The following is a 9642-nucleotide window of genomic DNA, read 5'->3' as shown; positions in this document are numbered from 1 at the left end:
GCTCCACCTCCGCCGGCCGTTCCGTGCCACCATCGGGTCATGACCGGTTTCGGGGGGAACCTCGTTTCACGATCGTCCCGGCGCTCGCTCAGCACGCTGCTGTGCTGTGCCGCGGCGGTCCTGACTGTCGTCGGCTCGTTCCAGGCCCTGTACATCAACACGTGGCGGTTCGGCGACCAGGGCGAGACGAGCTACTCGATCACGAGCTGGGCCACCCGGACCGACGATCGCGTCGGCGCCTTTTCCGTCGGCATCAGCACCCCGCTCAACGGCGTTCCGCTCACGCTGGCGGCCGTGGCGCTGCTGGCGGCGGCCGTACTGGGGCTGCGCACCGCCCCCTGGGCGGCCGACCACCGGGTCGGCCGGATGCGCGGGCCGATGACCGCGCTGGGCGCCGCGTTCCTGGCGGGCACGGTGTGCACGATCGGCATGCAGGTGCTCGGCTGGGTGGGCGGCGCCCGGGAGGTGGAGCGCACGGCTCCCGTCGACCTCTCGATCGACTCCAGCGCCGGTGCCGGCCTGTGGATCCTGGTCACCGCCGCGGTGCTTGCCATCGCGGGGGCGGTGCTGGGTCGCCAGGCGCCGGTTCCCGTCGGTACCAGGGAGGAGCCGGACACCCCGGTGCTCGGCGTCCCCGTCGTGATCCGCCTTCCCGACGAGCCACCGAATCAGTAGGAACAGTCCTCCGGTTGATCGAGGCAGAGCACCTCGCTCGTGCCGCTCACGCCGTGCGGGTCGAGCCACCACTGGACCTCCGGACCCGGCTCGGCGCGCCGCGGCTTCCGACCGGGACCACCCCGTGCACCAGCTCATCCGCACCATGGGCGGCGGCTGGCGCACCACCATGTTCGGCCGTGCTCGCCGATCAACCATGAGGATCGGCAGGAAACCGGGCGGGGGGTGCTGAGCGGCGGGGTTGTCCTGTTAGAGTCGTAATCACGCTTCGGGTGGAGTGCCCCCCGAAGCGTTCCTGGCTTGCCGAAACCTGGTGGCCAGGCCGTGTTCCCGCCGGCCGCACGCCGGCTAAGCAGATCACCGGCCGCTCGCCGGTGACGCCGAGGAGGTCCTCGCGTGCTCAGCGCCTTCCGCTCGGCTCTCGCGACGCCGGACCTGCGCCGCAAGATCCTGTTCACTTTGTTGATCATTGCGGTGTACCGGGTCGGCGCCACCCTGCCGTCGCCCGGGGTGTCCTACCCCAACGTGCAGCGATGCATCGCCAACGTCGACGACCAGGGCGTCTTCCAGCTGCTCAACCTGTTCAGCGGCGGGGCGTTGCTGCAGCTGTCGCTGTTCGCGCTGGGGATCATGCCCTACATCACCGCGAGCATCATCATCCAGCTGCTCACCGTCGTCATCCCGCGGTTCGAGCAGCTGAAGAAGGAGGGCCAGGCCGGTCAGGGCAAGCTGACCCAGTACACCCGCTATCTCACCATCGGGCTGGCGATCCTGCAGGCGACCGGCATCGTGGCCATGGCCGACCGGGGCCAGCTGTTCGGCAACTGCGTGGACGAGAGCGGCAACCAGATCGACATCATCCCGCAGAACAGCGTCTTCGACCTGACGCTGATCGTCATCGCGATGACCGCCGGCACCGCCGTGATCATGTGGCTGGGTGAGCTGATCACCGAGCGGGGTGTCGGCAACGGCATGTCGCTGCTGATGTTCGTCAACATCGCGGCGCGGATCCCGTTCGAGGGCGCCAACATCCTCAACAACGACGAGACCGGCGGCCTCATCTTCGCCGTGGTCTGCGCGTTCGGACTGATGATCATCATCAGCGTTGTGTTCGTCGAGCAGGGCCAGCGCCGCATCCCGGTGCAGTACGCCAAGCGGATGATCGGTCGCCGGATGTACGGCGGCACCTCCACCTACCTGCCGCTGAAGGTCAACCAGGCCGGCGTCATCCCGGTCATCTTCGCGTCGTCGCTGCTCTACCTGCCCGATCTGATCTCGCGGCTGGTCGGCACCGACCAGAACGGCTGGTGGCAGCGGTTCATCGCCGACTACGTGGCCAACCAGGCCAGCTGGGTGCACATCGCGATCTACTTCGGGATGATCATCTTCTTCACCTACTTCTACATCACGATCACGTTCAACGTGACCGAACGTGCCGACGAGATGAAGAAGTTCGGCGGGTTCATCCCGGGCATCAGGCCGGGCCGGCCGACCGCCGAGTACCTCAGCTTCGTGCTGAGCCGGATCACCCTGCCCGGGTCGATCTACCTCGGCATCATCGCGGTGCTGCCGAACTTCTTCCTCGAGGTCACGGGTCAGGGCAACAACCAGAACTTCCCGTTCGGTGGAACCGCCGTGCTGATCATGGTTGGCGTCGGGCTCGACACGGTCAAGCAGATCGAGAGCCAGCTGATGCAGCGCAACTACGAAGGTTTCCTGAGATGACCCGGGTCGTTCTGGTCGGCCCGCCCGGCGCCGGCAAGGGCACGCAGGCCACGACGCTCAGCAGCCGGCTCGGGGTCCCGCACATCTCCACCGGGGACTTGTTTCGGGCCCACATCGACGCCGAGACCGAGCTCGGCCGCAAGGTGAAGGGCTTCCTCGACGCCGGCAGGCTCGTGCCGGACGAGGTGACCAACGAGATGGTGCGCGAGCGGCTCGAGGAGCCGGACATCGCCAACGGATTCCTGCTGGACGGCTTCCCCCGCAACGTCACCCAGGCCAACCTGCTGAACAAGATCCTCGCCGAGAACGACGAGAAGCTCGACGCGGTGATCGAGCTGCAGGTCGACGAGGAGACGCTGGTGCAGCGCCTGCTCGCCCGGGGCCGCGCCGACGACAACGAGGAGGTCATCCGGCACCGGCAGAGCGTGTACCGATCCGAGACCGCCCCGTTGCTCGACTACTACCACGACGTGCTGATCACCGTGGACGGCATCGGCGAGGTCGACGAGGTCACCAACCGTATTCTGAGCGCGCTGCGCGACCAGAAGTGACGCGCGGTGGGCTGCTCGGCGGGCTCCGGCTGGGGTTGCAGCAACGGCGTGACCGGATGATCGAGATCAAGACGCGCACCGAGCTGGAGGCGATGCGGGCCGCGGGCCTCGTCGTGGCCCGCACCCTCGCCCTGCTGGCCGACGCCGTCCGCCCCGGCGTGAGCACCGCCCAACTCGACGAGCTGGCCGAGCAGTCCATCCGCGACGCCGGCGCCGTCCCGTCGTTCAAGGGCTACCACGGCTTCCCCGCCAGCATCTGCGCGTCGGTCAACGAGCAGGTGGTCCACGGCATCCCCAACCACGGGCAGGTCCTCGTCGACGGCGACCTGATCTCCATCGACTGCGGCGCCATCCTCGACGGCTGGCACGGCGACGCCGCGGTCACCGTCGCCGTCGGCTCCGTGGACCCCATCGACCTCGCGCTGTCCGAGGCGACCCGCCGGTCCATGCTCGCCGGCATCGACGCCATCCGGCCCGGCGGCCGCCTCACCGACATCTCGCACGCCGTCGAGACCGCGACCCGCGAGGCCGAACGCGACCACGGCCGCCGCTACGGCATCGTCAAGGACTACGGCGGCCACGGCATCGGCCGGGCCATGCACATGGAGCCGTTCCTCCCCAACTACGGCAAACCCGGCCGCGGCACCCGCCTGCGCGTCGGCATGGCCCTGGCCATCGAGCCCATGCTCACCCTCGGCTCCCCCCGCACCCAGGAGCTGTCCGACGGCTGGACCGTCGTCACCACCGACGGCTCCCGCGCCGCCCACTGGGAGCACACGGTAGCGATTACCGACGACGGCCCGTGGGTCCTCACCGCCCCACCCGACTGAGCCTGCCACCTGGCCAAATCGCCCATCCACACCCCCTCCAGCCATCCACACCCCGCCCTCAGATCAAGATCAACACGGTTTCGACCCGGTAAACTGCCCACGAACCCACCACCCCACCCCAGGACGGGGTGGGGGCTGGGTAGGTGTACCAGGCTTCGGCAAAGTCCGGTGTCGACCGGCTGCCCAGCGCCGCGGGATCCGCCGTGGTGCCGGGGCCGCGTCACCGACCTACGCGAAGGCGTCACACCGCGACCCGAGCGCAGCACGCGCCCGGGATTCCGGTCTCGGCCCGGTGTGTTCGGCCTTCCGGCAGTCGTGTCCCGCTCTCGTGCAGCCGTGTGACGCGTTCCGGTGGCCGACTTCGCCGGAGACATCATTCTCGGGGTGGGGGCTGGGCGGAGAAGTTGGGCACGATGGGGGAGTGATCGATCCCGAAGTCGGGTCCGCCGCGGTCGCGCGGGTCGGGCCGCCGTTGTGGCGGGACCTGCCCATTTTGATCATGCTGGTCGCCGGGCTGGTGCATTTCGCGCGGGGGGCGCCGGTGGACGGGGTGATCTTCGTGTCGATCGCCCTCGGTCTGATGGTGGCCGGGCTGCGCGACCGCGGCGACCCGCGGCCGCGGTCGCGGCGGGAGCGCGGTGTCGGGTCCGGCGAGCGGCCGGCGGTCGGGTGGGTGCTGCTCGCGGCGGTGGGCTGCGTGGGGTACGGAGTGATGGTCGGCGGCTGGGTGCCGGCGAGTGTGCCGGTGAAGGTGGCCGTCGCGCTGCCCGGGCTGGCGATCCTGCCGCTGGCCTGGCGGGTCGGGTCGGCGAGCACGGCGCCGCGGCCGGGAGCGGGGCGGTGGGTGTGGGCGGCGGTCATGGTCGCGGTCTGCCTGTGGGAGCTGAACTCGTTCCTGCGGCAGCCGGATCCGCGAACGGCCTCGTACGACCATCCCACGCTCAGTGTGGTCCTCACGCCGCTGTTCGAGGCGCGGGAGGTGCGGTCGGCGCTGCTGGTCGGGTGGCTGGCGGTCGGGCTGTGGCTGGCCTGGCGGCTGCTCACGCCGCCGGACCGGCCGGGCAAGGAGGAGGCATGAGCAGTCACGCGGTCACGGTGGCGGTCTTCGCGCTGCTCGGCGGGGCGCTGATCGGCCTCGAGCTGGCGGCGCGGGTGCCGGGCTCGCCGGTGCCGACGGTGAATCGCCTGCTCACGGCGGCTCTCGGGCGGCGGTCGGTGCAGGTTCTGGTGGTGCTGAGCTGGTGGTGGGCGGGCTGGCATTTCTTCGCCGACGTCTAGCGGCTGACCTGGGGATCACCCCGATTTTGGCCGCACGGCCAGCGCGCGTACACTAGATCGGTGGCGCACTTGTTGCGCCGGCTCCGTCGTGCGTATCGCCCCAGCGGCTCCGCGCGGCGGCGCGCGCTCCAACACACGTTATCCAAGCGAACACTGTCACGAAACGCGGAGGACATGGGCAAGAAGGACGGGGCCATCGAGGTCGAGGGTCGCGTGGTCGAGCCGTTGCCGAATGCGATGTTCCGGGTCGAGCTGGAGAACGGGCACCGGGTCCTTGCACACATCAGCGGCAAGATGCGGCAGCACTACATCCGCATCCTGCCGGAGGACCGGGTGGTCGTGGAGCTCTCGCCCTACGACCTGACCCGTGGCCGGATCGTCTACCGCTACAAGTGACAACGAGCGACCGCGGCAGGAGAAGCAGGACGTGAAGGTCCAGCCGAGCGTCAAGAAGATCTGCGACAAGTGCAAAGTGATCCGCCGCCACGGCCGGGTCATGGTGATCTGCGAGAACCTGCGCCACAAGCAGCGTCAGGGCTGATCGGGTCGTAGCGACGCGACAACTACAGAGGACCTCCCCATACCTGCCGGATCACACGGATCCGGTCCACCCCCGGAGTCCAGGCCGGGGCCCGAGACTTCAGGAGTCGACTCGGGACGGTAGGGGAGCAGACCTGGAACCGAACCACAAGAGGAGACATGGCACGACTCGCTGGCGTCGACCTCCCCCGCGAGAAGCGGATGGAGATCGCGCTGACCTACATCTACGGCATCGGCCGTACCCGAGCCAAGGAACTGTTGAACGCCACCGGGGTCAGCCCGGACCTGCGCGCCCGCGATCTGTCCGATGAGGACGTGATCAGGCTGCGTGACTACATCGAGGAGAACTTCAAGGTAGAGGGCGACCTCCGCCGCGAGGTGAACGCCGACATTCGCCGGAAGATCGAGATCGGCTGCTACGAGGGCCTGCGGTGGCGCCGCGGTCTGCCCGTCCGCGGTCAGCGGACCAAGACCAACGCCCGCACCCGCAAGGGTCCGAAGAAGACGGTCGCCGGTAAGAAGAAGGCCGGGAAGAAGTGAGCAAGAGCTGCGGCACGGTCGTCGCCATCGTCACCCAACGGCGACGCAATCGGCCCTTCGTGGCCATGCAGGTCGCGCCCAAGTGCCCGCGCCCGCAGGCACTGCGCGACCTCTACCTGGACGCCGGGTCCCGCATCCGGCGTGGCGACAGGAACCCGCCAGCAGACGCCACCTCCCAGACCTCGCGGTAAACGACCCCTATGCCAACTGACATCGCGGCACCAAAGGTGACCACTGAGCGCGCACCTGCCGACGGCACGCGATCGCGGTGGCAGGGCCACGATCGGACGCAAGGTGACGTCGCGAACGTCACCGGCCCTGCCGGAGCGATTGCGTAGCGCGCGAAGCCGCGGAAAGTACAGGAGAGAACCCCACAACATGCCACCGAAGTCACGCACCGGCGCCGTCAAGAAGGTCCGGCGCAAGGAGAAGAAGAACGTCTCGCACGGCCACGCGCACATCAAGAGCACGTTCAACAACACGATCGTCTCGATCACCGACCCGAACGGCAACGTGATCAGCTGGGCGTCCAGCGGGCACGTCGGCTTCAAGGGCTCGCGCAAGTCCACGCCGTTCGCCGCGCAGATGGCGGCCGAGAACGCCGCCCGCAAGGCCGCCGAGCACGGCATGCGCAAGGTCGACGTGTTCGTCAAGGGCCCCGGTTCCGGCCGGGAGACCGCGATCCGTTCGCTGCAGGCCGCCGGCCTCGAGGTCGGCACCATCCAGGACGTGACCCCGCAGCCTCACAACGGCTGCCGCCCGCCGAAGCGGCGCCGGGTCTGAGGAAACGGGAGGGCGAAGCCAGATGACATCGCGGCAATCAAGGCGACCACAGAGCGCGCCTCGGCCGAAGGCCCGCTATCGCGGTGGCAGGGCCGCCGCCGGCCTCAAGTTCACAATGACCGATTCGTGGCCCTGCCGGAGCGATCGCGGCGCGCGCAAAGCCGCGTAAGGCCAGCGGGGAGGAGAAACCACAGATGGCTCGTTACACCGGCCCCGCGACCCGAATCTCGCGGCGGCTCAAGGTCGACCTGGTCGGCGGCGACCAGGCATTCGAACGCCGTCCCTACCCGCCGGGTCAGCACGGCCGCGGCCGGGTCAAGGAGAGCGAGTACCTGCTGCAGCTGCAGGAGAAGCAGAAGGCCCGCTACACCTACGGCGTGCTGGAGCGGCAGTTCCGGCGCTACTACGAGGAGGCCGTCCGGCAGAAGGGCAAGACCGGTGAGGTCCTGCTGCAGCTGCTGGAGTGCCGGCTGGACAACGTCGTCTACCGGGCCGGGCTGGCCCGTACCCGGCGGCAGGCCCGGCAGCTGGTCAGCCACGGCCATTTCCTGGTCAACGGCAGGAAGGTGAACATCCCCAGCTTCCGGGTGTCGAAGTTCGACATCATCGACGTGAAGCCGAAGTCGCTGGCCACCCTGCCGTTCGTGATCGCCAAGGAGACCTTCGGCGACCGGCCGATCCCCGGCTGGCTGCAGGTCGTGCCGAACACCCTGCGCATCCTGGTGCACCAGGTTCCCGAGCGGGCGCAGATCGACGTGCCCGTGCAGGAGCAGCTCATCGTCGAGTTCTACTCGAAGTAAGAGCTGATACATCCCGGCGGCGTCATATGGCGGGCGCCCTAGGAAAGGAAACGCAAGAAAGTGCTCATCTCACAGCGACCGACCCTCAGCGAGGAGCCGGTCAACGAGACCCGCTCCCGGTTCGTCATCGAGCCGCTCGAGCCCGGCTTCGGCTACACGCTCGGCAACTCGCTGCGCCGCACGCTGCTGTCCTCCATCCCCGGCGCCTCGGTGACCAGCATCCGCATCGACGGCGTGCTGCACGAGTTCACCACCGTGCCGGGCGTCAAGGAGGACGTCACCGACATCATCCTCAACCTCAAGGAGCTCGTGGTCAGCTCCGAGGAGGACGAGCCGGTCACCATGTACCTGCGCAAGCAGGGCCCAGGCGAGGTCACCGCCGGCGACATCGTCCCTCCGGCCGGCGTCACCGTGCACAACCCCGACCTGCACATCGCCACCCTCAACGGCAAGGGCAAGCTGGAGATCGAGCTCGTCGTCGAGCGCGGCCGCGGCTACGTCCCCGCGGTGCAGAACAAGCAGGCGGGCGCGGAGATCGGCCGGATCCCGGTCGACTCGATCTACTCGCCGGTGCTGCGGGTGACCTACAAGGTCGAGGCCACCCGTGTCGAGCAGCGCACCGACTTCGACCGGCTGATCCTGGACGTGGAGACCAAGCCGTCGATCACGCCCCGGGACGCGGTCGCGTCGGCCGGCAAGACGCTGGTCGAGCTGTTCGGCCTGGCCCGCGAGCTCAACGTGGACGCCGAGGGCATCGAGATCGGCCCATCGCCGCAGGAGGCGGACACCATCGCCGCCTACGCGATGCCGATCGAGGACCTCGACCTCACCGTGCGCTCGTACAACTGTCTCAAGCGCGAGGGCATCCACACGGTGGGCGAGCTGGTCTCGCGCAGCGAGGCGGACCTGCTCGACATCCGCAACTTCGGGGCCAAGTCGATCGACGAGGTCAAGATGAAGCTGGTGGGCCTCGGCCTCGCGCTCAAGGACAGCCCGCCCGGGTTCGACCCGTCCGCGGCCGCCACCGACTACGCCAGTGAGAGTTGGTCCGACGTCAGCGCCGACACCGGGCACGACGACGGCCAGGACTACGCAGAGACGGAGCAGCTGTAGATGCCTACGCCAACCAAGGGTGCCCGGCTCGGCGCGGGTCCGGCCCACGAGCGGCTGATGCTGGCCAACCTGGCCACGTCGCTGTTCCAGCACGGCCGGATCCACACCACCGAGGCCAAGGCCAAGCGGCTGCGGCCGTTCGCCGAGCGCCTGATCACCAAGGCCAAGCGGGGTGATCTGCACAACCGCCGGCTGATCATGCGCGTGATCCGCGACAAGAGCGTCGTGCACCGGCTGATCACCGAGATCGGGCCGTTCTTCGTCGACCGCGACGGTGGCTACACCAGGATCGTGAAGATGATGCCGCGCAAGGGCGACAACGCCCCGATGGCGATCATCGAGCTGGTCCAGGAGAAGACGGTCACCGCCGAGGCCGAGGCGGCGCGCAAGACCAGGTTCGCCAGGGACGCCAAGAAGTCCAAGGCCGCCGAGACCGAGACCGCTGAGTCCGATGTGGACGAAACGGCCGCCGAGCCCGAGCCGCAGGCCGCCGTCGACGAGTCGGTCGAGGTCGAGGAGAGCGTGTCCGACGACGAGCACCCCTACGGCCCCGGCAGCCGCGCCGCGCTGGAGGACGGCTCGCAGCCGGACGGGTTCCCGATCAAGGGCAACGCCGACTCGATGCTCTACCACGTGCCGGGCAGCGAGTACTACGACCGGACCGTGGCCGAGGTGTGGTTCGCCACCGAGGAGGACGCCGAGGCCGCCGGGTTCTCGGTGCCGCCCTCACAGGCCGAGGACGCCGAGGAAGACTCCTGAGTCGCAGTTCTACTGACCGCGAGCCCGCCGCCCCGCACAGGGCCGGCG

General features: G+C 68.9%; 12 protein-coding genes and 1 pseudogene. All 13 read left to right on the top strand.

Going from position 1 to position 9642, the window contains the following annotated elements; genetic code table 11:
• Positions 1-39 precede the first annotated feature (39 nt).
• Positions 40-675 carry a hypothetical protein gene (locus tag VGX25_RS00065; RefSeq protein ID WP_326915394.1) on the top strand — a complete coding sequence of 212 codons (636 nt, stop codon included), beginning with the start codon at positions 40-42 and terminating at the stop codon, positions 673-675.
• A 396-nt stretch (positions 676-1071) separates the two neighbouring features.
• Positions 1072-2400 (top strand): preprotein translocase subunit SecY, encoded by a 1329-nt coding sequence (gene secY, locus VGX25_RS00060; protein ID WP_326915393.1) that lies wholly within the window; start codon positions 1072-1074, stop codon positions 2398-2400.
• Positions 2397-2951 carry an adenylate kinase gene (locus VGX25_RS00055; protein ID WP_326915392.1) on the top strand — a complete coding sequence of 185 codons (555 nt, stop codon included), beginning with the start codon at positions 2397-2399 and terminating at the stop codon, positions 2949-2951. Before secY ends, VGX25_RS00055 begins: the two co-directional genes overlap by 4 nt.
• 56 nt (positions 2952-3007) lie before the next feature.
• Positions 3008-3781 carry a type I methionyl aminopeptidase gene (gene map, locus VGX25_RS00050; RefSeq protein ID WP_326915395.1) on the top strand — a complete coding sequence of 258 codons (774 nt, stop codon included), beginning with the start codon at positions 3008-3010 and terminating at the stop codon, positions 3779-3781.
• A 421-nt stretch (positions 3782-4202) separates the two neighbouring features.
• Positions 4203-4859 carry a hypothetical protein gene (locus tag VGX25_RS00045; protein WP_326915391.1) on the top strand — a complete coding sequence of 219 codons (657 nt, stop codon included), beginning with the start codon at positions 4203-4205 and terminating at the stop codon, positions 4857-4859.
• Positions 4856-5059: a DUF6186 family protein gene (locus VGX25_RS00040; RefSeq protein ID WP_326915390.1), complete on the top strand. Its 204-nt coding sequence runs from the start codon at positions 4856-4858 to the stop codon at positions 5057-5059. Before VGX25_RS00045 ends, VGX25_RS00040 begins: the two co-directional genes overlap by 4 nt.
• A gap of 174 nt (positions 5060-5233) precedes the next feature.
• Positions 5234-5455, top strand: a complete 222-nt coding sequence (gene infA, locus VGX25_RS00035) for a translation initiation factor IF-1 (protein WP_015746488.1) — start codon at positions 5234-5236, stop codon at positions 5453-5455.
• A gap of 31 nt (positions 5456-5486) precedes the next feature.
• On the top strand, positions 5487-5600 hold the full coding sequence (rpmJ, locus tag VGX25_RS00030) for a 50S ribosomal protein L36 (RefSeq protein WP_010148647.1): 114 nt from the start codon (positions 5487-5489) through the stop codon (positions 5598-5600).
• 158 nt (positions 5601-5758) lie between these two features.
• The gene (rpsM, locus tag VGX25_RS00025; RefSeq protein ID WP_326915389.1) at positions 5759-6139 is read left to right on the top strand and encodes a 30S ribosomal protein S13; all 381 of its coding nucleotides are present in this window, start codon (positions 5759-5761) and stop codon (positions 6137-6139) included.
• A 378-nt stretch (positions 6140-6517) separates the two neighbouring features.
• A complete protein-coding gene (rpsK, locus tag VGX25_RS00020) occupies positions 6518-6922 on the top strand; it encodes a 30S ribosomal protein S11 (RefSeq protein WP_326467031.1) in 405 nt (134 codons plus the stop codon).
• A 194-nt stretch (positions 6923-7116) separates the two neighbouring features.
• Positions 7117-7722, top strand: a complete 606-nt coding sequence (rpsD, locus tag VGX25_RS00015) for a 30S ribosomal protein S4 (protein WP_326915388.1) — start codon at positions 7117-7119, stop codon at positions 7720-7722.
• A 60-nt stretch (positions 7723-7782) separates the two neighbouring features.
• Complete coding sequence (locus tag VGX25_RS00010) at positions 7783-8835, top strand: DNA-directed RNA polymerase subunit alpha (protein WP_326915387.1); 1053 nt, start codon at positions 7783-7785, stop codon at positions 8833-8835.
• A pseudogene (gene rplQ, locus VGX25_RS00005) lies at positions 8836-9372 on the top strand (50S ribosomal protein L17); the annotation flags it as partial.
• Between the last annotated feature and the right edge of the window lie 270 nt (positions 9373-9642).

Origin of the sequence: Actinophytocola sp., assembly GCF_035942955.1 — a bacterium.
Taxonomy (GTDB): Bacteria; Actinomycetota; Actinomycetes; order Mycobacteriales; family Pseudonocardiaceae; genus DASYTH01.
This window is presented reverse-complemented; position numbering and strand designations above follow the sequence as displayed.

What these genes read in the sequence shown, in the direction of transcription:
- VGX25_RS00065 (WP_326915394.1), top strand. Translation starts at nt 40, where the DNA reads ATGACCGGTTTCGGGGGGAACCTCGTTTCACGATCGTCCCGGCGCTCG.
- rpsD (WP_326915388.1), top strand. Translation starts at nt 7,117, where the DNA reads ATGGCTCGTTACACCGGCCCCGCGACCCGAATCTCGCGGCGGCTCAAG.
- map (WP_326915395.1), top strand. Translation starts at nt 3,008, where the DNA reads ATGATCGAGATCAAGACGCGCACCGAGCTGGAGGCGATGCGGGCCGCG.
- rpsK (WP_326467031.1), top strand. Translation starts at nt 6,518, where the DNA reads ATGCCACCGAAGTCACGCACCGGCGCCGTCAAGAAGGTCCGGCGCAAG.
- VGX25_RS00040 (WP_326915390.1), top strand. Translation starts at nt 4,856, where the DNA reads ATGAGCAGTCACGCGGTCACGGTGGCGGTCTTCGCGCTGCTCGGCGGG.
- VGX25_RS00055 (WP_326915392.1), top strand. Translation starts at nt 2,397, where the DNA reads ATGACCCGGGTCGTTCTGGTCGGCCCGCCCGGCGCCGGCAAGGGCACG.
- infA (WP_015746488.1), top strand. Translation starts at nt 5,234, where the DNA reads ATGGGCAAGAAGGACGGGGCCATCGAGGTCGAGGGTCGCGTGGTCGAG.
- rpsM (WP_326915389.1), top strand. Translation starts at nt 5,759, where the DNA reads ATGGCACGACTCGCTGGCGTCGACCTCCCCCGCGAGAAGCGGATGGAG.